19 protein-coding genes and 1 pseudogene are annotated in these 24448 nt (G+C 53.4%); 10 read left to right on the forward strand and 10 right to left on the reverse strand.

All coding sequences use genetic code 11. The annotated features are described in order from the left end of the window. Positions 1–486: 486 nt before the first annotated feature. The 4 genes and pseudogenes from JMI88_RS03280 to JMI88_RS03295 all read right to left on the reverse strand — a co-directional run. A pseudogene (locus JMI88_RS03280) lies at positions 487–1197 on the reverse strand (ISL3 family transposase); the annotation flags it as partial. Between the two features lie 496 nt (positions 1198–1693). Next, a complete protein-coding gene (locus JMI88_RS03285) occupies positions 1694–2419 on the reverse strand; it encodes a class I SAM-dependent methyltransferase (RefSeq protein ID WP_201360307.1) in 726 nt (241 codons plus the stop codon). A 30-nt stretch (positions 2420–2449) separates the two neighbouring features. Continuing rightward, entirely contained in the window at positions 2450–2950 is a 501-nt protein-coding gene (locus tag JMI88_RS03290; RefSeq protein WP_201360308.1) for a hypothetical protein, read from the reverse strand. A 498-nt stretch (positions 2951–3448) separates the two neighbouring features. Next, positions 3449–4147, reverse strand: a complete 699-nt coding sequence (locus JMI88_RS03295) for a group II intron maturase-specific domain-containing protein (RefSeq protein ID WP_201360309.1) — start codon at positions 4145–4147, stop codon at positions 3449–3451. 56 nt (positions 4148–4203) lie between these two features. Here JMI88_RS03295 and JMI88_RS03300 point away from each other — a divergent pair. Beyond that, positions 4204–5390, forward strand: a protein-coding gene (locus tag JMI88_RS03300) for an IS630 family transposase (protein ID WP_201360310.1) whose coding sequence is annotated in 2 segments (ribosomal slippage) — positions 4204–4645 and positions 4645–5390 — 1188 coding nt in all. Because the reading frame shifts where the segments join, the coding sequence is not laid out codon by codon here. A 303-nt stretch (positions 5391–5693) separates the two neighbouring features. Here JMI88_RS03300 and JMI88_RS03305 read toward each other — a convergent pair. Further along, complete coding sequence (locus JMI88_RS03305; RefSeq protein ID WP_201360311.1) at positions 5694–6212, reverse strand: hypothetical protein; 519 nt, start codon at positions 6210–6212, stop codon at positions 5694–5696. 330 nt (positions 6213–6542) lie between these two features. Between JMI88_RS03305 and JMI88_RS03310 the strand changes: the two genes are divergently transcribed. The 6 genes from JMI88_RS03310 (at position 6543) to JMI88_RS03335 (ending at position 14191) form a co-directional block, all read left to right on the forward strand. Continuing rightward, positions 6543–7466, forward strand: coding sequence for an ISL3 family transposase (locus JMI88_RS03310; protein WP_201360312.1), 924 nt, complete (start codon positions 6543–6545; stop codon positions 7464–7466). A 365-nt stretch (positions 7467–7831) separates the two neighbouring features. Then, complete coding sequence (locus JMI88_RS03315) at positions 7832–9646, forward strand: reverse transcriptase domain-containing protein (protein ID WP_201360313.1); 1815 nt, start codon at positions 7832–7834, stop codon at positions 9644–9646. A gap of 285 nt (positions 9647–9931) precedes the next feature. Beyond that, positions 9932–10699 (forward strand): transposase, encoded by a 768-nt coding sequence (locus tag JMI88_RS03320; protein WP_201360314.1) that lies wholly within the window; start codon positions 9932–9934, stop codon positions 10697–10699. Between the two features lie 41 nt (positions 10700–10740). After that, positions 10741–12384 (forward strand): N-acyl-D-amino-acid deacylase family protein, encoded by a 1644-nt coding sequence (locus JMI88_RS03325; protein WP_201360315.1) that lies wholly within the window; start codon positions 10741–10743, stop codon positions 12382–12384. 666 nt (positions 12385–13050) lie between these two features. Further along, on the forward strand, positions 13051–13197 hold the full coding sequence (locus tag JMI88_RS03330; protein WP_201360316.1) for a hypothetical protein: 147 nt from the start codon (positions 13051–13053) through the stop codon (positions 13195–13197). 556 nt (positions 13198–13753) lie between these two features. After that, positions 13754–14191, forward strand: coding sequence for a pentapeptide repeat-containing protein (locus JMI88_RS03335; RefSeq protein ID WP_201360317.1), 438 nt, complete (start codon positions 13754–13756; stop codon positions 14189–14191). Between the two features lie 240 nt (positions 14192–14431). Here the strand turns inward: JMI88_RS03335 and JMI88_RS03340 are convergent, their stop codons facing one another. From JMI88_RS03340 to JMI88_RS03355, 5 genes are all read right to left on the reverse strand, one after another. Further along, complete coding sequence (locus JMI88_RS03340; protein ID WP_201360318.1) at positions 14432–14737, reverse strand: putative quinol monooxygenase; 306 nt, start codon at positions 14735–14737, stop codon at positions 14432–14434. A 47-nt stretch (positions 14738–14784) separates the two neighbouring features. After that, positions 14785–14913: a hypothetical protein gene (locus JMI88_RS40015; RefSeq protein WP_268905962.1), complete on the reverse strand. Its 129-nt coding sequence runs from the start codon at positions 14911–14913 to the stop codon at positions 14785–14787. A 143-nt stretch (positions 14914–15056) separates the two neighbouring features. Continuing rightward, positions 15057–16034: an alpha/beta hydrolase gene (locus JMI88_RS03345; RefSeq protein ID WP_201360319.1), complete on the reverse strand. Its 978-nt coding sequence runs from the start codon at positions 16032–16034 to the stop codon at positions 15057–15059. 184 nt (positions 16035–16218) lie between these two features. After that, complete coding sequence (locus JMI88_RS03350; protein ID WP_201360320.1) at positions 16219–17334, reverse strand: L-dopachrome tautomerase-related protein; 1116 nt, start codon at positions 17332–17334, stop codon at positions 16219–16221. 235 nt (positions 17335–17569) lie between these two features. Continuing rightward, the gene (locus JMI88_RS03355) at positions 17570–18202 is read right to left on the reverse strand and encodes a DsbA family oxidoreductase (RefSeq protein ID WP_308438774.1); all 633 of its coding nucleotides are present in this window, start codon (positions 18200–18202) and stop codon (positions 17570–17572) included. Between the two features lie 732 nt (positions 18203–18934). Between JMI88_RS03355 and JMI88_RS03360 the strand changes: the two genes are divergently transcribed. The 3 genes from JMI88_RS03360 to JMI88_RS03370 all read left to right on the forward strand — a co-directional run bounded on the left by JMI88_RS03360 (position 18935) and on the right by JMI88_RS03370 (position 24336). Further along, positions 18935–22732, forward strand: a complete 3798-nt coding sequence (locus tag JMI88_RS03360; protein ID WP_201360322.1) for an ATP-binding protein — start codon at positions 18935–18937, stop codon at positions 22730–22732. Between the two features lie 508 nt (positions 22733–23240). Next, entirely contained in the window at positions 23241–23603 is a 363-nt protein-coding gene (locus tag JMI88_RS03365) for a hypothetical protein (protein ID WP_201360323.1), read from the forward strand. 127 nt (positions 23604–23730) lie between these two features. Beyond that, a complete protein-coding gene (locus JMI88_RS03370) occupies positions 23731–24336 on the forward strand; it encodes an NADPH-dependent FMN reductase (RefSeq protein ID WP_201360324.1) in 606 nt (201 codons plus the stop codon). Positions 24337–24448 lie beyond the last annotated feature (112 nt).

The raw sequence follows: 24448 nt of genomic DNA on the forward strand, positions 1-24448 counted from the left end.
GCTCCTTGGTGGGGCGTAACTTCCACGAGTACTACGATGGCTCTGTACTCCTTCTGCTTGCACAGGGAGGAGTATCCCGCATTCTCACGTATTCGACGTTCTAGCGCATTTTAGGTGCCCTTTCGCCTCCTTAAATGGGATCATTTCCCATCGCTTCCCGAAGAGAGCGTTCCACTGGTCTCATCCATCCCAGTGTATTTCACACCCCTGCTCAACTGGTGTGTATTTCGGGAACGTTGCAACAGGCGCTATCTCCAACAACGAGCGTTCCTTACCGCCGCTGGTAGGCTAGGTTCGGCAATTCAGCTTCACCATGATGCGCGGGGCAATCGGGCCTTGCCGTAAACGCCTTCAGGCAAGCCCGGCTTTGTGGCATGCTATTGTCCCCTTGAGGTTTCCCGCCAGGTAAGCCACCGCCCCAGAGGTCATTTGCTCTCAACCTCCCCTTTCTCCGAAAAGAATCGAATACGCGCCTATGCGGCGCACGAGCACGTGAAACCTATCCGCGCACTGCACTGCCTGGGGAGCGGCAGTTTTCGCTGCTGAGGCATAGTCCCCTCCCCGATCTCGACTCACCAGCTCAATTTCTGGATGAGCCGCTATCCAGGCAGCAGCGGTTTCAGCCGATCTATCAGGCAGAATATCAATGACCCTGTGACTTCGCATGTCTACCAGGATTGTGCCATATTTTCGCCCACGCCGGAACGCGAAATCATCTATCCCAAGCTCGATTACCTGTTGAATTGGCCCTGTTGGAAGAGCCATAATCCGACGAAGAACCGTCATCCAGGAGGTTTTGATCCCTAAACGCTGAGCTAAACGTGCTCCCGGCATCCCGCCCGTCGCCAGACCAAGTGCTTGAACGACTTGAAACAGGCGGGCTGTCACTCGTGCCAGCGGTGCCACAAAAGGAGTCAAACGCTCGGCAAAGATTTTGCGTGCACACGTGCTCACGTCACAAAAACATTTGCGGACCAGAACGCGCAAACAGACACGCTTTCCACCGGACGGGAGATCCGTGATCCGGCGGAAGTAATGGCTATGGAATCGTTGTGCTGGAATGCCACAGAGAGGGCAGCAGGGAGCACTCCGCGTAGAATGGGCGGTAATGGTGAAAACCTCATCGATCATTGCAATCTCTGTTACTTTCAGTTCCTCTGGCAAGGCAAGCGGGGCAGGCGTTTCCTTCTTCTTCATACGACAATCCTTCTACAAGTGTTATTGATGTAGAACGATCTACTGTCATATCAGTAGCAAGCGAGCTTCACCAGGAGTGTGTAAGACCCCAAGAGTGGTCAAGTTTTGAGGCCACGAGTGATCAATTAGCGCGAAGAGTGATCAACATAATCATTGCCGTTTGAAAAAGCGCTTCCTATCTAGCTTCTGCCCTCGGTATCTTGTAAATGAAGAACTAAGGTACGAGCGCAGCACGGCGTTCCAGCTCGCTCAAGTACGCAGTTGGTAAATGCCTGCCAAGTAAGCAAGGTTGGCCCTCCAATATTTACACCATTGGAAACACTTGCTTTCCCATGTGAGCACTGAGACATATTGTCTTGAGCAAACCGCTTCACACCTGGGGTATGAGGAGAGAAGAGTGGAAATAACGATGGGATCTCCACCCCTTACTCAAGCAGAAGTCAACAAGAGTAACGTAGCAGCTTACGTAGTACTGGACCTCGTAAGCTTGCTCGTCTCATTGATGAGCAATAAAGACGAACTCTTGGCCGGGGCGGTCGGGGGCATCTCGAACCGCTTCCACCGTTAATTGAGCACGGGAAAGTGTCTCTGTAACTTCTGATTGAGTGCGGAACCGTAACGTTGACTCGGATGTCATTGTGCTCCCGTCCTTATGAAATACGTATATGCTGCGAAAAGAGACGAGCGGTAGCTGCACGTTCACCCAATCCACCCAGGACTCGACCGTGCCGATTTCAGGCGCTTCAATCGTCGTGTAGGTCTGCTCTCGGTTCAAGCCCTTCCATACTTCCTTATCTGGATTCCGCGTCTCAAAGACAAGCCTCCCATGCGGGCGAAGTGCATCGCGACACGCGCGAAGAGTCGCCATCCATTCCTCGTCCGTAACGAATACTTGTGCCACATTGCCAGTCATCGTGATGAGGTCAGCACTCAATCCTTGAAGCTGCTTTGCAGTACCCGTGATCCAACGAACTCGGTCGGCATACGCTTTCCGCTTCGCAACGCTCAACGAGGCGGCAGCCGGATCGATGCCAACGACCTCTTTTCCAAGTGCCGCAAGGCGACAGGCAAGATTCCCAGTTCCGCATCCCAAGTCAATAACAGAATGAGCGTGGAACTCATCTGCCATGGCTAGATATGGAGCAAGGTCTGGTCGATCCAATCCCTCGAAGAGGTCATAGAGTTCGGCAAGTTTAGGCTCGGCAAATACAGCGTCTGGCATTATGGTGACTCTCCTTATCTACACGACAGTTCATACGTTTCCTTTATTTAAAAGAGGGACGACCGGTGACAAACGGCGAGCAGCCTCGGCTTTGGCAAGGTTGCGATCACTGCGTTTATCGTCTTCCATGCCCGCCTCGGCAATGAATGGCGTTCCGTCCGAAAGACGGCCTACCACATCAGGCAGATACTCGTGTGGTTTCCCCTCGAACGCATAGCCAATGGCGAACGGCGCGTGCTTGGGGATCGGCAGTCGATAGGCTGCGGCAAACTGCGGGCCAATATCGCCACGTGCATAGCTGACCACTAGAGGATGGTACTCAAGCCACAAAAGTAATTGTTCTTCGAGCTGGCTACAGAATGGGCGCTTGACCGGTGCCGCCGCGCTGCTCAGCTTGAAGCTGGGAACCCACTCCGAAATGGAGCGGTTCGCGATTTTGAAGAGATCAATGCCTTCTGTAGCTGGCGAGCCTAATGGCGTCCCTCCTGTACGAGCAAAACCATCACCATCAGCTTGATGAGAGAAAGACACAATTTACAGTCGGGTAAGGAAGTCGTATTGCTACGACTCCCTCCCCTAGAAACTGGGCGGGTACCTCTCAGCGCACCCAACTTGAGCACATCACGAACCACACGGCTCCTTCTTCTCTTTTTGCTTTACCCGTTGAGTGGTTGCGCTTTCGTCTTTCAGAAGTTCCCGATCGTTGTACTTCTGGCAGTCGCGCATCGCTCGTTCGGTCACGGCATGAATGTGCTGATGGCAGAGCAAGTGAACCAGTGCCAGGTTGCTGTAGCTATCTTTTCCCCATGGGATTTTGCGAGGCGATGGTGAACTTGAAGCTCTTCGTCATTGAAGAGCGATTCTCCACATTCTAGACATCGGCCTTTCTGTCTCTTGGCTAACTTCTGTTTGGAAAACGTCAGATCGCCAGCTTTTGCTGCCTGTCGTTTCATCCAGTAGTCTTTGAGAAACGGGTCATCGGGTGATGACCTGCCTTTGACCAGTGTGTGTCGCTCAATGGGGAACCAGCTAAACTTGAGCAGATAGCCTCCACTTTGCTTGTCGCCAAACACCCAGGAGTCCAAACCGATCTAGATGAAGTTGGCCCCAATACTTGCGGTGCCTCCATTTTGCGGATTTATTGGGGTGTAGCCGTTTGGTGTAGTGGATTGCTTTGTGTTGCATCCATTGATCTAGTTGGCCAAAGATCTCTTTTGCTACAGCAGTTCGATAGTAATTGGCCCATCCACGGATGATTGGATTGAGCTTGGTCAGAACCGATTGTACATTGGTTCCCTGTGCCATTTTCCATTGGTCATATAGTTTCTGCCGTAATTCCTGCACCGCTTCTTTGCTGGGTTTGATTAAAAGTTTCCATCCCGTTTTTGCTGTTTGAGGCGCTGGGTAGTGTCTGATGTTAAAACTTAGGAAATTGAGTCCTTCAGTGAGGTGAACTATGTGGGTTTTTTCCTCTGAGAGGGAGAGACCTCGTTGTGTCAGCCATTTTGAAAGGAGTTCTCGTACTATTTCGGCATCTTCCTTCGTTTCACAGAAACAGACAAAATCATCTGCATATCTCACAATGGCCCGTTTCCCGGTGATTTCTCCTTTGCTATTGTATTTCACTTCAAGAGCTTCTTCCATTCCATGTAGAGCAATGTTTGCCAGAAGGGTTGTGTTGCAAGAAGTAAGCGGATCTGCTAATGCTCTGTCAAGGATGGTTTGCAACAGGAGAGTTTTTCTGTTATCCTGGAAACTCCATTCTATTTTTCTAGGAGAGACAGATGAGAGAGCGTCCACACAAGTATGAAGTCGCGTTGAGCGAAGAACAGCGGTTTTTGTTGCAGCAATTGCTGGCTGGAGGCAAAGCTCCTGTGAGACAACAAGCGCATGCTCGTATTCTTTTGAAAATCGATCGCAATGCTCCTGGTCCCCGTTGGACCGATGAGCAAGTGGCGGAGGCCTTCGAGATGAGCCGCTACACCGTAATCCGTATTCGCGAGCGCTTCGTCAATCATGGCCTGGACGATGCCCTCAACCACCGTCTTCACACGCAAAGGCGAGCGCAAGCCCTGGATGGGGAGCAAGAAGCCCATCTCATTGCGCTCTCCTGCAGTCCCTGCCCGACTGGACAAGCCCGTTGGAGCTTGCGTTTGCTGGCCAATCGGCTCGTGGAATTGGGCTATGTCGAGCAGGTGAGCCACGAAACTGTGCGCAAAACGCTCAAAAAAATGAACTCAAGCCCTGGCTAAAACAATGCTGGTGTATTCCTCCCGAAGCCAGCGCCGCCTTTGTCTGGCGCATGGAAGATGTGCTGGAAGTCTACACGCGTCTCTATGATCCTCGTTTTCCCCAGGTGTGCATGGATGAAAGCGCCAAACAACTCCTGCAGGACAAACGCGAGCCCCTGCCGATGCAACCGGGGCAACCAGAACGCGTTGATTACACCTTTGAAGCTGCCGGCATGCGCAAAATCTTCCTGGCGTGTGAACCGCTGGCTGGCAAACGCTTTGTCAACGTGACAGAGCGTCGGACGAGCGAGGACTGGGCCCATTTCATCCGTGAACTGGTGGATGTTGAGTATCCCGATGCCGAGAAGATCGTGCTCGTGATGGATAATCTGAGTACCCACACGCCCTCTGCTTTGTATCAGACCTTTCCTCCGACTGAGGCACGTCGCATCCTCCGCACGTTGGAAATCCATGATACTCCTGTGCATGGAAGTTGGCTCAACATGGCTGAGATTGAGCTCTCCGCCCTGGCGCGCCAGTGTCTCTCTCGTCGCATTGGAACCCAGGAGGAACTGGAGCGTGAGGTTCATGCCTGGCAACAGAAGCGCAATGAGGAGGCCATCACGGTCAATTGGCGTTTTACCACCGCTGATGCCCGTATCAAGCTCAAACGGCTTTACCCATCCCTTGAGAAAAAGAAGTCACCCTCTCCAACAGGCAACGTTGCAAAGCATGATTGACAGAGCAATATGGTTCCTGGGAGGGTAACATCCAGGTTCATAAAACACGTCAACACCATAGCTTGGGAGCGATGATCACGCAGATATCCCATCATGCAGTTTGCGCCACAGGCACAAATTCATGCGCCGACGAAGCACGTCCTGAGGCACAGTACAGACCCCTTTCTCTTATCGCTTTTCAGGTGCATGATCAATCGACATCATCAAACGCCTCTTTCCGGTCCTGCAACAGCAGTGAAGCTCTCATACATGCTCTTTCAATAGCTTAGCACCCAGGCGAGCGACATCGAGGCTATTTGCGTATCAATGGTCATGTATTAAAGCCGTATGAATATTAGCGATCCGTGTAATAAATACAAACGATTGGATATCTTCCAGCAGGCTCAATGCGTTCTCCGCGCAAGCGACGCACATTTCTACCTGGTCCTGCGCCAGGTACGCATCAGCCTCAACAATATCGGTGTAGACATAGCGACGTCTCTTCTGGACATCACTGCGATCAACATGGTGGATTTCTCGGAGCGCTTCTTTCCCCCACTCGACCGCCACATATGCTTCCGCTTTATCGATATGGTACCATTCGGCATTCACGTTCATGAACTGCCAATCCCGCTGAAAATCGGGCCTGCCAATGCAAGAGCTCGCATCATCCATCGTCTGTAAGGCCTGCTTTTTCTCCATAGATGTTTGATCCGCATAGGCATGCACCAATCCCGATTCGGCCAGAACAGCACTCAAGAACGGACCATGAAATCCGTTCTTGTTTTGACTTTCTTTCGCAAGCGAGAGGGCAGCTTGAAACGAGGTTTGTGCGCGATACAAATGGGCGCGATCTTCCATGCGATTGGGCTGGATGCCCCATTTATCAAACTCGGCATATCCTTTTAAGTAATAGGCCTTGGCGCCAAGTTCGGTATAACCCCTTTCACTGGCTAATACGATGGCTTTTTCAAGAAAAAGGTAATGGCTGTAAAAGGTAATGGCTGTATCAGAATACCCCTGATCGCGACAAATATTGCCATATAAGACGAGGTACTGGCACAGCTGTAAATTTTGAGATTAAGCGGTTCATGCGCACTTTGTGTGGGAGCGCAAAGGTGATAAAATAGAGGAGGTTTTCTCGCTGTTGTCTTCCTCTTCATGAAAGTACCAATGAATCTTCTCACAAGCGTCTTGTTTCCTGATAACCCCGATGTGATCATCGAAGAAGTGACCATTGAGGACAATGTATTGATCGTTTCTCTCCGATCAACCCGATTATGCGGAGCGTGCCCTGTGTGTGGCTTTTCATCAACCAAGGTGCATGGTTCTTATGTGCGCAAGCCTGCGGACTTGCCTTGCCTGACATACGCTGTTCGTTTACACCTCCGTGTTCGCCGTTTCTTGTGCCCAAATACCCAGTGTGAGCGCAAAACGTTTGCAGAGCCCTTTGCAGGGCTCGTCGTGCATAAGCCACGACGAACGCTTCGCCAAACCCATGTGTTGCGAGAACTGGCTTTCAGCCTTGGAGGCAAGCCGGGAGCCTACCAGACAGCGACACTTGCCTGTCAAGTAAGCCGTGATACCTTATTACGTTTGCTTCGACGATCTCCTTTGCCTCCAGCTCCTGTTCCTCAGGTTCTTGGCATTGATGACTGGTCGTGGAGACGAGGGCATACCTATGGAACCATCCTCATCGATCTCCAGCTCCATCAGCCAGTGGATCTGTTGCCGGATCGGGAAGCGGAGACCCTGGCAAACTGGCTGCGCGAGCACCCTGGGGTACAAATTGCCAGCCGTGATCGTGGGAGCAAGTATGCAGAAGGGCGAAGCCTCGGCGCACCGGGAGCCATTCAGGTGGCCGACCGTTTCCATCTGCTGGTGCGCCGCATAGGCGCTTGTTTCGATACCTTTCAGAGAAAGGAGGGGTTGAGAGCGAAGACCCCTAAGACGGTCGCTTACTTGGCGGGGAAACCCAAAGAGGACCGTAGCATGCGACAAAGGCAGACGTGCCCGAAGGCGTTTACGGCACGGTCTGTGTGTCTTGCGCGTCATGGTGAAGCTGAATTGCCGAACCTAGCCTACCAGCGGCGGTAAGGAACGCTCGTTGTTGTACATAGCGCCTGTTGCAACGTTCCCGAAATACACATCAGTTCATCAGGGGTGTGCAATACACTGGGGTTGTACAGACCAGTGGAACGCTCTCTTCGGGAAGCGATGGGAAATGATCTCATTTAAGGAGGCGAAAGGGCACCTACAACGTGCTAGCACGTCGGACAAGCGAGAATGCGGGAAACGCTACGGGTCGCGAGACCTATGCGTTCGGAACCCCCGTAGTACTCTGAGCGTAGGAAAGCTACGTACTTGGGGAAGGGGCAGCTTGAGAAATCAAGTCAGAGGATACCCTTGACAAAGGTATCCAGGGTAGGTGTCATCGAGTTGAGCGGGGAAAGGGGCGCGTGATGCGCGAAACCCAAACCATCCTGCAACTCTTACGCGAACGGGGCAAGAAACGGTTGCCTTTGGAGCGCGTTTACCGACTGTTGTACAATCCTGATTTGTTCCTGACGGCATACGGTCGCATCTATCGTAATGATGGAGCCTTAACCAAAGGAACGACAGAGGAAACCGCCGACGGCATGGGCATGGATAAAATCACTAAGATCATCGATGATCTTCGGCATGAACGCTATCGATGGAGTCCAGCCAAACGGGTCTACATCCCGAAAAAGAATGGCACCAAGCGCCCATTGGGTGTGCAATCCTGGTCAGATAAATTGGTGCAAGAGGTGATTCGTCTCCTCCTAGATGCTTATCTAGAGCCTCAATTTAGCCCCCATTCTCACGGGTTCCGGCCAGAACGAGGATGCCATACCGCACTACGGGAAATCTACCACAACTGGGTGGGGAGTGTCTGGTTCATCGAGGGCGACATATCGAAGTGCTTTGACGCGCTCTCTCATGACCTGTTGCTCTCTATCTTGCGAGAAACCATCAAAGATGAACGGTTTCTTCGCCTCATCAGCGGCCTCCTCAAAGCAGGATACCTCGAAGATTGGCGATGGAATCAGACATACAGCGGTACCCCCCAGGGGTCCATTGTCAGCCCGATTCTGACCAATCTGTACCTGGACAAGTTAGACAAATTCGTGGAAAACGTGCTCATCCCTCAGTACACGAAAGGGACCAAGAGGAAAGCCAACAAAGCCTACGAAAAACTCATGCATCGAGCTTCTTACCTCGCTCGAAAAGGACGAAAAGAAGAAGCCCACCGTGTGAGGAAACAGGGGCAGAAGCTCTCCTCAATTGATCCTCAAGACCCCGATTACCGGCGATTACGGTATTGTAGGTACGCGGATGATTTTCTCTTAGGATTCGTAGGGACGAAAGGAGAGGCAGAAGAGATCAAACAGCGATTGAGCGTCTTTTTGGAAGAAGAACTCAAGCTTGAACTCTCAGAAGCTAAAACGCTCATCAGCCATGCAAGGACGGAAACAGCACGGTTTCTCAACTACGAAATCCATACCCTTCAAGAGGATACCTACCGAGATCGACGAGATCGAAGAACGCTGAATGGAGGTATTGGATTACGAGTCCCTGAAGAGGTCATCAAGGCCAAATGTCAACGCTACCGATCCCACAATCAGAAAGTCCTCCACCGCACGGAACTCATCAATGACAGCGACTTTAGCATCATTGCCCTGTATCAGGCAGAACACCGTGGACTGGTCGAGTACTACCGATTAGCGTACAATCTCCATCGTTTTACGACGCTGGAAGGAGTCATGGAGAAGTCGCTGACGAAAACCCTGGCAACAAAGCACAAGGTGTCAGTGCCAAAAGTCTACCGAAAATATCAGGCGACGGTCCGTGTGGAAAAGAAATCCTTTAAGGTCCTTCAAATCACAATTGAACGAGAGGACAAGAAACCACTAATCGCACAATGGGGTGGAATTTCGCTTCACTGGGATATCAAGGCACCGCTCACAGACCATCAGATGTTCCTGGGTCCAGGCCGATCAGAGTTAGAAAAACGGCTCCTTGCCGACACCTGCGAGTACTGTGGAACCACAGGAGACGTAGAGCGAATCGAGGTGCATCATATTCGAGCGCTCAAAGACCTGGCGACCTATGACGGACGAGAAAAACCGGCATGGGTCAAAATCATGGCGGCACGAAAACGCAAAACGCTGGTGCTGTGCGCAACCTGCCACCAGGATGTAACCTATGGAAGACAGATGAGACGAAAGCCTATGTCAAATTCGCGTAAAAGATGACGCTGGAAAGCCCGGTGCCGAGAAATTGGCACGCCGGGTTTGGGGGAAGGAGGTCGAAAAAGGGTCACTTCGTTGTGATACCTCGTCGGCTTCCCATCCCACAAAAATCTGGGTGATGCTGTCCAGGGCCTGCTCACCCGTCATCTGCTTGCTTTTCGCCGAAAGCCTGCCGCTAAAGCTTCACAAGAAGGGAGCCAAAAGCAGAAAGCTGGGCCTCCCATCAAACAGCCTCTCAAGGTCACCCCTGAACTCGCAGCTATTCGAGGGGTGAGAGAAGAGGAACGGTTGGCTCGCTATGAACAGGTCATCACGCTGCGAGAGCAAGGATGGTCTCATCAAGCCATAGCAGATCGTCTTGGCATGGGCTCCAGCACCGTTCAGAGTTGGTTGGCGGCAGGACACTTTCCCAAACGCACATCCCGTCAACAGTCGAGCAAACTTGATCGTTTTCTTCCTTCTATCCAGCAAAGAAGGGCTCAAGGATGGTACAATATGGTCCAGCTTCATCAAGAACTTCGGGAAAGAGGGTATCAGGGGTCATATGAGGCGATGAGGCATATGCTTTTGCGTGTGTTCCCACAAGAACAGAAATGGCAACGTATTCCCTCCAGGAAAGATGAGCAGCCTCATTTGGCTCTCTCCCCACGAGAGGCCATGTGGCTTTTTCTTCGTCGGCCTGAGAAGCTGACAGCAAAAGAGCAACACGCTCTTGAACAACGGTGTCAGATCCATGAAGAAGTCGCTCTGGCCTACCAACTCGTCCAGCAATGTGCCGAGATGCTGCGTACCCGCAAAGGAGGCCAGCTCGATGCCTGGCTCGATGCGGTTCTCTCGACACCTCTGTCAGATCTTCATACGTTTGCCAGAGGCATCAGATCCGACATCGAGGCGGTTGAGGCAGGCTTGATCCTGCCCTGGAGCAACGGGATGGTTGAGGGTCAGGTGAATCGGCTCAAGCTGATCAAACGACAAATGTATGGAAGAGCAAATTTTGATTTGCTCCGTCTGCGGGTTTTTCATCGCGATGTGTCTTCCCACACAAAGTGCGCATGAACCGCAAAGCTGTGGGATTTACAAAAGCGAGGAAGGCACACATGAATACTGGCAGCATTGATATCTTGATTCGCGGGGCACGAATTGTTGATGGCACGGGAAACCCATGGTTCTACGGGGATGTAGCAATCGCCGGGGAGCGCATCTGCGAGATCGCGCCTCCCGGCCATATTTCGTCCGCGAAGGCTCGCGAGGTCGTCAACGCGGAGGGGTTGGTCGTCTGCCCTGGCTTTATCGACATTCTCAGCCACTCGCATGTGCCATTGCTGCACGATCCACGCGACCTCTCCAAGATCACCCAGGGAGTGACGGCAGAGGTAATGGGCGAAGGCTGGTCGCCTGCCCCCGTGGGAGGCCAAATTATGGATAGCTTCGCCGACCTCTCGCCTAAGGAGCGCGAGCTGGTGCGTGACTGGATCGAACCAGCGAAGGGCTGGACACGCTTTCGCCACGGGCTTGAGGCCATGGTCGAGCGCGGTGTCTCCCCCAACGTGGGCTCATTTCTGGGTGGTGGCACGCTGCGCGAGTATGCCATGGGTTTGCGCATGGGTGATCCCACGCATGACGAGCTTGAGCTTATGCGCCGCGTCATGGCCGAGGCCATGGAGGATGGGGCCTTCGGCGTCTCCTACGCACTGATCTATCCCCCCGATACGTACACCTCTACTGAGGAGCTAATCGAGATCGCAAAAGTCGCCGGGCGCTATGGCGGTATCTATATCACGCACCTGCGCTCAGAGGGCGAGCAACTGCTAGAGGCTATCGAGGAGGCCATCAGCATCGGACGCGAGGCACATGTGCCCGTCGAGATCTATCACCTCAAGGCCAGTGGCAGTCACTACTGGCAGAAGATGCAACTCGCCATTGAGCGCATTCAGCGCGCACGCGACACGGGCGTCGATGTGGCCGCGGATATGTATCCCTATGCCGGCTCGGGAACAGGTCTGAGCTCCGTTCTTCCTCCCTGGCTGGCAGAAGGCGGCATGCTGTACCAGCGGCTCAGCGATCCCACCATACGCGAAAAGGTGCGCGCCGAGGTGCTTGACCCCTCGGGCGAGTGGGAGGCCATGGCACATGGCATCGGTCCCGAGGGCGTGATGCCCATCGGCTTCGAGCGACCCGAGAACCAGCAATATGTGGGGAAGCGCCTCTCGGAGATCGCGGAGATGCGCGGCCAGTGTTGGATTGATGCAGTGTTCGATCTGCTGATCTCAGAGCAGCAACGCATCTTCACCATCTACTTTAGTATGGATGAGGCCAATGTGGCGCTTGGCCTGCGCCAGCCCTGGGTGAAGATCTCCACCGACGCGGGCGGCGTCGATCCCGCCTGGGCGAAGCCGCATGGTTCCACGCACCCACGCGCCTACGGCACCTACCCCCGTGTCCTGGCAAAGTACGTGCGTGAGGAGCAGCAGTTGACCCTGGAAGAGGCCATTCGCAAGATGAGCGGGGCCGTCGCCGCGCGGCTGGGCCTACGCGAGCGCGGCCTGCTCCTCCCCGGCTACTACGCCGATGTGGTCCTCTTCGATCCCCAGACCATCGCCGACCGCGCCACCTTCGAGGACGCGCACCAGCTCTCCATTGGCGTACGCGACGTCTGGGTTAACGGCACACGCGTCATCCGCGAAAGCCAGCACACCGGCGCGACCCCCGGCCACTTCGTCCGCGGCAGCGGCGCCAGGTAAGCAGGGGGAAGCAATCACAGAGGTGCCACGCCGCGCCCCCTTTGGGGGTGTATGGCGCGCCGATTTATCGTCTAGTGAGCACAGGTAATGTTGCTTGCCACGAATCGTGAGGAAGACCTCATCCATGTACCAATTGTCACCGCAGCTCTCATTTCAGTACGGCGGATGAGCCTCTAGCTGGAATACTTTTAAAGGGGCGTTACCACATTCGCCAGGCCATTGGACAGGGAGGTATGGGATCAGTCTACCGTGCAGATACGCACAAAGCAAGGGTTATTGCAGAATAACCAGCCCTAAAGTTTTATTATCACAGTCACTCGATCTGATGCATAAAGTCCTAATCAGGGAACTGTGATAGATAACTCTAGGCTTGCACTCATCTTTCTTCGATGGTGTCCGCTGCGTTGTCATAGTTCTTGCCTTTCAGGTGGATTGCTCAGGCCAGAGCAAGTCGCCCACTGTTTTCCGTTTTTACAACTAGCTTTCCGCAACAAACAGCAAGCCTGATGGAACCGTCCTCGTGCTCATAACGGTAGCGTTTACGTTTTCATAACGCTCCTTGGGTATACTACTCGCATACATAAGGATCATTGATGCGTCTGAAGAAGATAAACTGCACGCGGCTCTAGCGGCCGAGGCCGCCACTGCACAGGGCAAATTTGGGAGATGCACGATTACATCTTCCACCACCAGCATACCCTTACGGATGCCGATGTGGCCCGGTTTGCCGAAGCGGTTGATCTGGAGAGGCTGCCGTATGCACGGGACATGAGCAGACAACGTGGGTTCGACCGCATTGAGGAGGATGTGTAAGGGGGCGAACGCAGTGGCGTGCAAGGCACCCCCCACCTTCTTCATCAATGGCATCTTGTATCGCGGTTCCTGGGAACACAATGCCTTGCTGGCTGCACTTCAAGCAGCTAGCCGAATAGCATGACGCTCGCGAGATGCTCCGCAATGGAGCAGAGAGACAAGCAGGTGGAGCAACACTTGGAGAACACATGCAACACCCAATACGTCTTTAATGGGCCTAGAGTTGAAGAGGATGAATTGAATGACCTCGTCCGCAAGCAGATGGAACGACTCGGGATGATTAGTCCTTGAGGTCCATACCTCCTCTAATTTGTCTGGGTGGGTGAGGCATTTTACAGTCAAGATCTGGGAGCATGAGAATGGAGACTGAGAGATCAAATACAACTGGAGGATCGTCTTCTCCTTTGACACGGGCGGATATCGATCGACTCCTAGCCAGAGAAGGAAGACTTGAAAAGCTGGATGGTGGACATAACCTCAATCTAAAAGGCATCGATCTAGCCTATCTCGACTTGGAAGGGGCCCTCCTCGGCAGAGCTGATCTGAGGGGGCTGATTTGAGCGAAACGGACTTCACTGGAGCGGACCTGGCCGGGGCGAATCTGAGCGGGGCGACCCTGGCTGGGACCATCTTCAGTCAAGCGAATCTGCATCAGGCCATTCTGAGCGGAGCGAACCTGAGTGCGGCCGACTTGAACGAGGCCAATTTGAGTGAGGCCAATCTCTGTGGAGCCAATCTCCGGGGGGCAACCCTCAACGGGGCTGATTTGAACCATGCTGATTTGAGGGGGGCTGATCTGAGTGGAGCTGATTTGGGGCTCGTTCGTCTCTTCGGTGCAACGCTGAGAGGAGTCCATCTGAACGAGGCCAATCTCAGTCGGGCTAAGCTGAGCCGTGCCAATTTCTTTGGAGCCAATCTCAACAAGGTCAATCTGACAGATGCTGATCTAAGTGAGGTCGATCTCAGCGGGGCTCTCTTCGGTGAGAAGAGCTGACTTTTTATTGTGCTTTCACCTGTCTGCATCCAAGGCGGATGAGGATCTGGCCCAATCTTGGTGAAGGATGAGCTTATCTTTCCGGCTTCTCCCGTTTTTCAAGCTCAGATTCAGCGTGTCTGCCACACTATTGAAGAGTCTATCACCAGATTGAGCCAGAACCACTCGTTACCTTAAACCCTGCTCACTTGTCAGCTTACTTACCAATTTCATCGGATGCAAACGGACGAAGGAAATACACTATTTTAGGTGGTACTCATGGTGGAATAGTGGTTTGTATGTCTCAACGGTCAGGCTGCTAGTCTCTAGCATCCCGTACAAACTCGTCAGTACATATTCTCCATAATATGCACTGCCTCTATGGGAATCAAGTGCCGCTTGATCGGTAAACTGGAGATAGGCGAAGAATTTGCGTGACTCGTTTTGTGAGCGATAGACATCGGCAAGCAAGATGTTTGGATCAGTTCGTGTATGGCGAACGAGCTGGTCCATCAATTTCATGGCTTCGTCCTCATTGCCTGGAATGATTCTAAAGATCATGGTCATACAAATCATCTTTTTCCTCTTTTCTGCTGGATTGTTTACGTGTTTCCTCAAGTTACGCGGCTGTTCTTGACTGGCAGGAGAACAGGACCACCAGGGGCTTCGGCGAGCGGTTTGCCAATCACCTCCTCGCGTCGGACCTGCGCATCGTCTAAAGGGGCCGCATTGATGTCCAACACAATCCCCTCGGGGGTCAAAACCCGATCTTGAGTGGAGACAATGAAGGCTGATTGTCACCGTTGGGTATTCCTCATGTTCATCGAGCATTGGTTCTTCCAGCCTACCATATCCTTCTCTCTTCTGTTACTAACGCTCATGGACCTTACTGAGCAAATACCTTACGCAGAGTGCCATTGACCTGGGCAATAGCAGTTCGCGCAGGAGACGTCTCTGTAATTGGATTAATCAACGCTACGTCGTGGATCGCCCCAAGGAGCCGGGTTGCTGTTACTGGTACACCTGCTGCCATCAGTTTGTGGGCATAGGCTTCTCCCTCATCGCGCAAAACATCATTCTCGTTCGTCAGAAGCAGTGCTGGAGGGAGTCCTCCGAGTTGATCGAGTGATGCCTGCAGTGGTGAGACTGTCGGATTGTCACGCTCTGCTGCTGGTGCGTAGCTATCCCAGAACCACCTCATCGCCTCACGAGTGAGCCAGTATCCATTCTCTCCAAATTCCCGATACGACTGATTCTCGAGGTTGGCATCCGTCACCGGATACAAGAGAATCTGGAAATCGATCTGGGGACCACCGCGTTCCTTGGCAAGTAAGGTCGTCACGGCGACCATATTCCCTCCGACACTATCGCCTGCCACTGCAAGGTGTGATGGATCAACACCCACCGAAGCTCCATGTTCAGCCACCCACTTCGTCGCAGCGTAAACCTGCTCGATGGCAACCGGATATTTGACCTCAGGCGAGCGCGCATAGTCCACAAACACCACGGTTGCCTGTGCGCCATTGGCAATCTCACGCACGAGACGATCGTGCGTTTCTTTATCGCCCAGAATCCATCCACCACCGTGGAAGTACATAACCCCTGGAAGCAGTCCCCTGGCACTTTGTGGCCGGACAATACGCAGCGAAATCTCGCTGGTTGGGCCGCCACGAATGATACGATTCTCACTGTCGACTGGCAACGTGGTCACATCGACAGATCGCTGAATACTAAGGAGGACATTGCGCGCGTCCGCTGGCGAAAGGGTGTAGATCGGTGTCTCACCCTGAGCCTCAAGTCCCTGGAGGAAGTCCAGGATATGGGGATCAAGTTGCATGGTACGACGCTCACTGGTTGGTGTCATACTGTTTTCCTTTCATTCAGATACGAGATTCCATACCGTTCGCGCAGGGCCAACACCTGCTCGCAGATCTGGTCTACTGTGCCTATCAACGCATACGGAGATGCCAATATCTGTGCTAGCGTTACTCCCGCTCCGAAGGCCTGAGAAGTTGCCAGGAAGTGGGCGACTTGCTCCCGATCTTCCGTTATATATATACGCCTTCCCCAAGAAGCACCGGTTGTGCATCAACGCGACAGCGGAACAGACAATACGGTTTCTGACGCAAGTCTTTCCCTTCATGAAAGCGTGGACTGCGATGGAGCTGGTTGACAGTAAAATAGAGGTAACCATCGTGAGCGAGCGAAAGTGTATCTGGCCAGAGTAGCCGGGCATCATGAACCAGTGTCTCGTAAAGACCATCAGTACGGCGGCGCACAATTGCATTCTGCTCGTAGTTGCTCATGTATAGTCGATTTTTCGCATCAGTTTCCATTCCATCCCCAGCACCACCTTTGTCTCCCTCGTTTACGATCGTTGCTATCACATCTTCTTCGCTCCTGGCCCTCTCTACGAGCGCATCGACGCTGACACTGTAGAGCCTACGACTCATGAGTGCTGAGTAGAATAAACGGGAGCCATCCGCAGCAATCGCAATGCCATCACCCCCCGAGTGATAGGGTGTCGGTGGTCCATCAGGCGGTCGCAACATCAATGGTTGTCCCTCCACCATCGGCAGAAACCCTTCTTCAGGAAGTGTCGTGCTATGATTGTGTAAACGCCGCCAACTCTGACCTGAAGCCAGATCGACGATAATAAGCGCACTCGAGAGGGGGGATGAATCGGTAATAAAGGCCATCCCTTCAGATCCACGGCGTAAATCAAAACGGATGTCGTTGAGATAGGTGGTAGACACAGCCACGTCAGCCAGAAACAAGATCGTTTTGATCACGCGGTTCTGCTTGAGATCGATTCCCACCAGTTTCGGTCCACCATAAGCAATGATCTTATGGTGGGGAGCCCCTGTATCAAGAATCCATAAACGATCTTTGGGATCTACAACAATGCTCTGAACCGAAATCAGCACGGTGGACAGGCTGGACTCGTCAAAATGATTCATCTCCGCATTGGGGTAGGCAACAGGGTGTCCATCTTGAAGTTCAGCCATAGTAAATGGAAGAGGATCTTCCCAGTTGGGGAAGTTCACAAATATGCGCCCTGTATGAGAGACGCTGACCCCCGTTGGCATGGGTCCGTCAAATGTCGCCACCAGCTCAATCATTCCAACGGTTTCGTCTTGAGCCAGCATTGGTTGGTTCACCATAGGTCACTCCTGAGAAATGGGCAAACGACAAATTGAGCCAAATAGCGTTTACGATCGGTTCTTACACATTCTTGCACATTCTCGACAAAGCACAATATTGAGGAGGACATCAATGAACTGGTGCTCAATCTACTCGTGAAGAAACCAGAGAATACAACTGAAGTTCTCAGGTCGTCGACAACAAATTGACGACCTGGAAATCGTTTGTTTCTCCAGTGATATACCATAGACGACATCAAATCTCTTCACGCTCCTTTCCATTCTGTGCTTCTTTTCGTATGGCTGCAATAACGCGTTTGAGCACCTGCTCTGGTTGGGCACCCAGCACAAGATATTTCTCGCTAAAGACAAGTGCAGGAACACCAGTAATTGCATTCTTGTCCGCCAATGCAATATCTGCCTGAACAGCTTCTGCCCAGGTCGTCGTCTCCAAGGCAGTAGCGAGATCTTTACTCTTCAAACCAACCTGAGTTGCAATGTGCTTCAGAAGTTCCTTGCCATCAACAGATTGACCTTCTCGCCAGTATGCATTCATTACGGTGGTATGGAAGGCATCGCCTTTCCCTTGGGCTTCCGCGTATTTCGTCGCCAGGTGTGCAGCATAGGTTGAAATGCCAATTGGGCCGGGATGAAGGTCAAAGCCAAATTCGGCTTGTATCTGCTTTTTCATGTATGCATGTTCCTGCTCCACCATTGCCCGTATCTGGGTAGATTGAGGAGGAGAGCCAGGAGGACGCAGCATAAAGGCACGCCAGTGAATCATCATAGGTTCATGTTCCTGGAGTTTCCCCAGCCTGCATGTGGCGAGAAAACAAAATGGGCAGGTATAATCTGTCCAGGAATCAAGACGTAAAGGCATAGACTGCATTCCTTATCGACCCGTCGCATGCTCTAGCAGCCTGACGTGATACTTCGCGGTCAATTCTGGTACCCAATCCATCAGAGTTGAAAAAGATCTTCATCAATTGAACACTCCTATTTTTCAGAGCATGAGAAAGGATGACCTGTCATACCTGCTTTTTGTGTTGGGTGCTGAAAAAGGTCAACCATCTGGCCGCGCTCATATGCATGCTGGTAGCATACTCAAGGAGCGTTATGAAAACGTAAAGCCTACCGTTATGAGCATGAGGGTGCTTTTCCATAGAAAACTGTATGTTTTCTTTTGCTCGGTCACGGATCAATTCAAGAAAAATGGTCATATGCTACCTAGAAAATTTACGTAGCAGGATTATCGAATCGATACATGACCTTTGTCAGTTCTACAAGCCTACCAAAAGCAAGCAAGCGAGAAATTTATGCGTTGGAAAAACGAAATGAATTAAGCCAAACAACATTGACCAGCATCAAGTTCGCATGATAGAATAACCTCGATGGAACATATCATTTCAGGGGAACCAATATTTTTTTCACTTGTTCAACCCTTACGACAAGTGATTTTAAGGCGTTTTTTGTATCGATTCATCGTGATAAGAATAACGGATATATTCCCGTTTTGTCTATTTTACCTGCCAGGGAGACAGCCGGTATGTGTCGAGGATGCCTTGATCAAGTATGATTCGTCCGTGCAGTCATCCGTTCCCCGACCCGAAGAGACCAGACCATGAGTTTGTTGCGACTGGCCGTCCTTGGCCCACCGGAAGTCTTTCATGACACCACTCGCCTGACTTTTCCACTGCGCAAAGCCCAGGCATTGTTGCTGTACCTGGCCGTTGAAGGAGGGATGCACTCCCGCAGCAAGTTGGCCGCTTTCCTGTGGCCTGACAGCCAGCCCCAAGCGGGCCGCATTGCTCTGCGCAACGCGCTGGTACCGCTGCGCAGTCTCCTCGATGCTCCCCAGATAGCTGCTTCCCAGCCCAGGCATCTCCACAGTTCTCGCGATCAGCTTGGTCTGAATCCGCAGGCACCTCTGGAGATGGACCTGGACGTGGTCCAGCAAGCTTACCAACAGGTGCAGCGGGCTACTCCATCCGCCTCAGAGGAGCGGCACGCTGTTCTGCTTGCCGAGGTACAACACGCTCTGGCCTTGGTGCGCGGCCCCTTCCTGGATGGCTTCTGGTTGGGAGAGGATTCTCCCTTTGACGAGTGGCGCGAGCAGCAGCAGCGCCAGTGGCAGGTGCGCCTACTCCTGCTCCTTGACCGGCTCTCCTCCTGGTACGAGGCTGCCGGGGCGTTTGAGGCTGCCAGGGAGACGCTCACGCGCTGGCTGGCGCTCGATCCCCTGGCGGAAGAGACCTCCCGTCGCTTGATGCGCGTGTCCCTGGCGCTTGGCGATCCCGGGGCTGCCATGCAGGTTTACACCATGCTCCAGGCGCGTTTGGCCGACGAGTTCCAGATGACGCCCACTCCGGAAACCGTTGCCCTGGCAGAGCAGAGTCGCGCACTCACCAGGCGTGGCGGCTATGCTGCTATGTTCCCAACCCGAGCGCGTAGCGTTCCCCCAGCCAATCTGGTTGCCCCGTTCCTCGGACGAACAGGGGCGTTCCGCCAGCTGGTAAAGTGTTTTCAACAAGCACGGCAGGGACGGCCACAGATAGTGTTGGTTGTGGGTGAGGCGGGCATCGGCAAAACGCGCCTGGCCCACGAGTTTGTGACTTGGGCTCGCGCGCAGGGGGCTGAAGTGGTGCGTGGGCACGCCTTTGAGATGGGTGGACGACTGCCCTACCAACCCCTGGTTCAGGCGCTGCGTGAGCGTTTGGAGGCGGAGAACGCGCCGGAGGATTTGCTGGAGGATGTGTGGTTGGCGGAGCTTGCGCGTTTGCTGCCTGAACTGCGAGTGCGCTATCCCGACCTGCCAGCGCCGACCGAGGACGAGTTAGCCGCCAAAGTCCGGCTCTTTGAATCGTGCGTGCGGTTGCTGGATGCCCTGGCGCGCCGTGCGCCGCTGATGTTGTTTCTTGATGATTTGCAATGGACGGATGAGGCTTCCCTGGATCTGCTGCGTTACCTGGGGCATGCCTGGAAGGAGCAGGGGAGCCGGGTGCTGGTGCTGGGAACGTTGCGCGAGGAGGAAGTGGCGCTCCAGCCAGAGCTTGCTGCTCAGTTGGGCAATCTGGAGCGGGAACTGCCGGTGACGCGGGTGCCGTTGCAACCGCTCACCCGCAAAGAGACGTTTCAACTCGTCGAGGCGCTGGTTGGAGAGCGAGCGCCTTCGCACGGGCAGGAGTCGCAGCGCGCGGTGCTGGCCGACTTCCTGTTTACGCACACAGGAGGACAGCCGCTGTACCTGGGAGAGACACTCAAACTGTTGCGGGAGCGGGAACTGCTCGTGCCCTATCTGGGAACCGATGGCGCGTGGAGACTAGAACCGATAGGGAACATAGTGGAGGCGATTGCGCAAGAGGGGTCGCGGCTCGACCTGTTTCCACCTTCAGTACGAGCGCTGGTGCAGGCCCGGCTGGCCCGGCTCACCGCGCCTGCCCGTCATCTGGTGATGGCCAGCGCGGTGCTGGGGACGCAAGCGACGGCGCGCCATCTCTGGCAGATTGCTGAGGTGGAGAGTCCATCTCCAGGCCCAGGCGCACACGCGGGGATCGAGGCGTTGGAGGAGGCCATGAAGCGTGGTCTGCTGCGCGAGGAGGCAGGGAGAGGGCATCTGAGTAGCTATTCCTTTGCCCATGACTTGATCCGCGATATAGTCTACACGGAATTGGGAGAGGCACGGCGGCAGAACTTGCATCAGCGGGCCAGCATGGTGCTGCGCAGTGAAGGGGCCAATGCTGCCGAACTGGCGTATCATGCGCGGCTGGCCGGAGAGACCGAAACTGCCTACCGTTTCAGTGTGCAGGCCGGGATGGAGGCGGTGGCCGTGTTCGCAGTTGCCGACGCTATCGGGTACTACGAACAGGCCCGTGCCTTACTGCAAGAGTCACCGCAATTCCAGGACGCAGTGTCGATTTCTGAGGTGGAACGGCTCTATGTCCACCTGGGGCAAGCTTATGCCTTCCAGGAGGCGTATAGTAGAGTTCAGCAGATCTATGAAGAACTTCTCATGTATGCACGGCACAAACAACAGTTTTCCCTGGTAAGCATGGCCCTCAACCGTCTCGCCATCCTGGCTATCCAACAGGCGAACGACCAGCCAACAGCCCGCGCTCTTCTTGAACAAGCCTTGCAGATAGTCGAAACGCATCACGATCAGCGGATGCTGGCTGAGACGAAGTGGAATCTGGCTCAGATTATGACAGCTGCGTGGCAAGATCCGATAAGCGCTTTACCACACGGACAACAGGCGTTCTCCCTGGCACGAGCTATACACAACCAGGAACTGGAAGCGAGAAGTCTTCTCTTATTGGGATGGATCGCTTTGCGAACAGAAGAGCTCGAGCAGGCAACCCGCTATTTTGAGAAATCGCTGCAACTCTACGCGCATCTGCGACCTGAACAAAAAGCAACGCAGGGGCTTTCATTGGCTCACTTTATGAGCGGTGCTCCACTGAACCAATCCTTGACCTATCGTGCGTCAGAAATTATGTGTTGGGCATTCCTGGGCCTCGTTCAAATACATAGTGGGCAGCAAGCGGAGAGTATCCACAGTGGACGCAAAGCGCTCGAACTAGCACAAGCAACCAGAAACGTCTGGGTGTGTTTTACCAGTACCTATTCTCTGGTACATGCCTTACTGGATGCGGGGAGCTATGAAGAAGCTCACGGGCTCATGCAGAACCTGGTCGCACCAGCGCGGACGCTTCCCCCAGGAATTGTTTACCAACGTTTTCTGATCGCTCTGGAGAGAACCTATCACGCGCTACAACAATGGGAAGAAGCGCGCAGCATACTCGTGGAAGCTGATACAGTAGCCGAGCGGTTAAATCTGGGACGAGTGCGTGCACCCGCCCTGTCACAGTTGTGTATGAACTATGCTGTAACAGGAGCGTGGGAAAAATCCGGCGCATGTGCAAGAATAGCCGTCACTGAGCGAAGGAAAGACGAGAGAGGGCTGCTTATGCTGGATTTCTCTCCCTATGATATAGAGGCCTTATTGCGCGCAGGAGAGGAGCGATTAGCTCGAGAAGAGCTTCAGCGGCTCGGAGAGCACCTGGTCCTTCCACGTCGTTTTCGTGTTTCCTATCTTCAATCATGGGCCATCCTGGCCGCATGGGAAAATAAGCATGGACAAGCTATCGGTCTTTTGCGTGAGGCAGCAACGCTGGCAGCCGAGATCAACTTACCAGGAGAACAATGGCAGATCCAGGCCGCACTGGGAAAACTGTACGAGGCAAAGGGCGCGCACGAACACGCCTCCATGGCGTATACAGAGGCAACAAACCTTATTCAGGAGCTAGCCAGAGACATTCAGGATGACGAGGTGCGCGCGCGCTTTTTGTGCGGGCCACAGATTCATCCTGTCCTCCAACGCGCACAAGACCTTGCTGCATATATCCATTCTGAGGACGCGTAACCGCCGGGCGTTTTGCCTCATTCTTCATCCGAGAAAAAATCATAACGCTGCACCTCACGTTTTTCTCACGTTTCCTGCCTACACTGGTAACAAAGAAGTTGCTACCCTCTCAGTAGCGCAGGGAACCAGGAGCGCGCCGGTTGTTGTCATGATTTGTTTGATTGTACTCTGCCTCTTCGAGAGTATCGAAGGATTGCCTCTTGCGTATCAATTTCTGGGACAGACATGCCGCGGCACAACGCATCAATGTTCTCTTGCGAGCCACCTCCAGTGAATGATCAGAAATGCCTCAGGCATGGAATGATACCGGCCAGCAGGAACAAACTCTCTCAGAAGCAATGCAAACTGTGCATGTTGTTCCAATGGTGCATCTAATGCACTGTATAACAGTGTACATTACGTTTTCATAACGCTGCCCACGTATACTTGCTACAAGGCGGACAAAGCAGGCGGTTTTGAAAAGCTGGACAAATTGAGATATGGCGAAACAGAACAGGAATGAGATTCCGTGGCCCATCTTCAAATCCTTTGCTTCCTGCGATCGGGAACCCAGGAACGATGGCGACGATTGATTCAGGAAGTCGCCGGATCTCGTCGGGAACAATTTGAAGCGTTCTGCCAGCACGTAGGAATGACCCAGGTGCAGATTCAGGTTGTACAGCTGCTGCGCAGCGAATTCTTGCTCGTGACATTGCATACCCGCGATCTTCCATATGCCCTGCGCGAGCTGACAAACTCAACACGTCCGTTTGAGTACTGGCTGCGGGAACAGTTTCAACGTTTGCTGGGCTGGAGCTTCCAGGAAGCGCTACCCAATCGATCTCATGACCTGATTTTCCTCTGGCCAGGTGACAGTGTCGATCCACCGTGACCTGCCTGACTACGATCACCCAACACAAGAGGCGAGGACTGGTCTCCAGGTGGAATGTTCCTGTCATTGTGTGGCGTGAGTGGTGCTAACACGTACATTTCTTATCAAGAACAGGAGAAGATCTTTAGTGGACAACAAACCGTTTCGCATTCTAGCTCTGGCAGGGAGCCTGCGGCAGGGCTCCTACAATCAGGGATTATTACGGGCCGCCAGGGAACTCGCCCCGAACTGGGTTGAGGTATCGTTCTTCGATCTTGGCACACTGCCTTTCTTCAACGAAGATCTCGAAGCTACCGACGACCCCACGGTGGTCCATCAGTTTAAAGATGCCATCGCACACGCGGACGCTGTCCTGATCGCCACGCCTGAATATAACGGGATGGTGCCAGGAGTGCTTGGCAACGCGATTGACTGGGCATCACGGCCCACTGGTCAGAGCGTGTTGCGTAATAAACCCGTTGCAGTGATGGGTGCAGTGCTGGGAAAATCTGGCTCAATCCATGCGCAAACCGCCCTGCGCGGCGCGCTCAAGCGCATTGGGGCAGTTATCGTTCCTGATCCACAGGTGCTGGTACCGCACGCCTCCAGATTATTTGATGAACACGTTAATTTGCGCGATGAGAAGACACGCGAAGACATTCGTCGGTTGATTGAGGCGATAGCCCATTGGTGTCAACGAATCAAGCCTGATCGGTCAGACAGTGCTCTATCGGGAGCCGATTGGTCACGTTGATAAGGTTAAATCAAACAGTGGTCATGTCCAATGGCTAGAGTTATCCCTCGCTGTCCCTTTGTCGCCTCCTACATTCGACGACACCAGGAGTATCTGCCCCTGCTTCCGGCAG

The sequence above is a fragment of the Dictyobacter formicarum genome (genome assembly GCF_016587435.1).

What these genes read in the sequence shown, in the direction of transcription:
- JMI88_RS03355 (WP_308438774.1), bottom strand. Translation starts at nt 18,202, where the DNA reads ATGCAGTCTATGCCTTTACGTCTTGATTCCTGGACAGATTATACCTGC.
- JMI88_RS03330 (WP_201360316.1), top strand. Translation starts at nt 13,051, where the DNA reads ATGCACGATTACATCTTCCACCACCAGCATACCCTTACGGATGCCGAT.
- JMI88_RS03325 (WP_201360315.1), top strand. Translation starts at nt 10,741, where the DNA reads ATGAATACTGGCAGCATTGATATCTTGATTCGCGGGGCACGAATTGTT.
- JMI88_RS03285 (WP_201360307.1), bottom strand. Translation starts at nt 2,419, where the DNA reads ATGCCAGACGCTGTATTTGCCGAGCCTAAACTTGCCGAACTCTATGAC.
- JMI88_RS03350 (WP_201360320.1), bottom strand. Translation starts at nt 17,334, where the DNA reads ATGGTGAACCAACCAATGCTGGCTCAAGACGAAACCGTTGGAATGATT.
- JMI88_RS03315 (WP_201360313.1), top strand. Translation starts at nt 7,832, where the DNA reads ATGCGCGAAACCCAAACCATCCTGCAACTCTTACGCGAACGGGGCAAG.
- JMI88_RS03310 (WP_201360312.1), top strand. Translation starts at nt 6,543, where the DNA reads ATGAATCTTCTCACAAGCGTCTTGTTTCCTGATAACCCCGATGTGATC.
- JMI88_RS03340 (WP_201360318.1), bottom strand. Translation starts at nt 14,737, where the DNA reads ATGACCATGATCTTTAGAATCATTCCAGGCAATGAGGACGAAGCCATG.
- JMI88_RS03345 (WP_201360319.1), bottom strand. Translation starts at nt 16,034, where the DNA reads ATGACACCAACCAGTGAGCGTCGTACCATGCAACTTGATCCCCATATC.
- JMI88_RS03360 (WP_201360322.1), top strand. Translation starts at nt 18,935, where the DNA reads ATGAGTTTGTTGCGACTGGCCGTCCTTGGCCCACCGGAAGTCTTTCAT.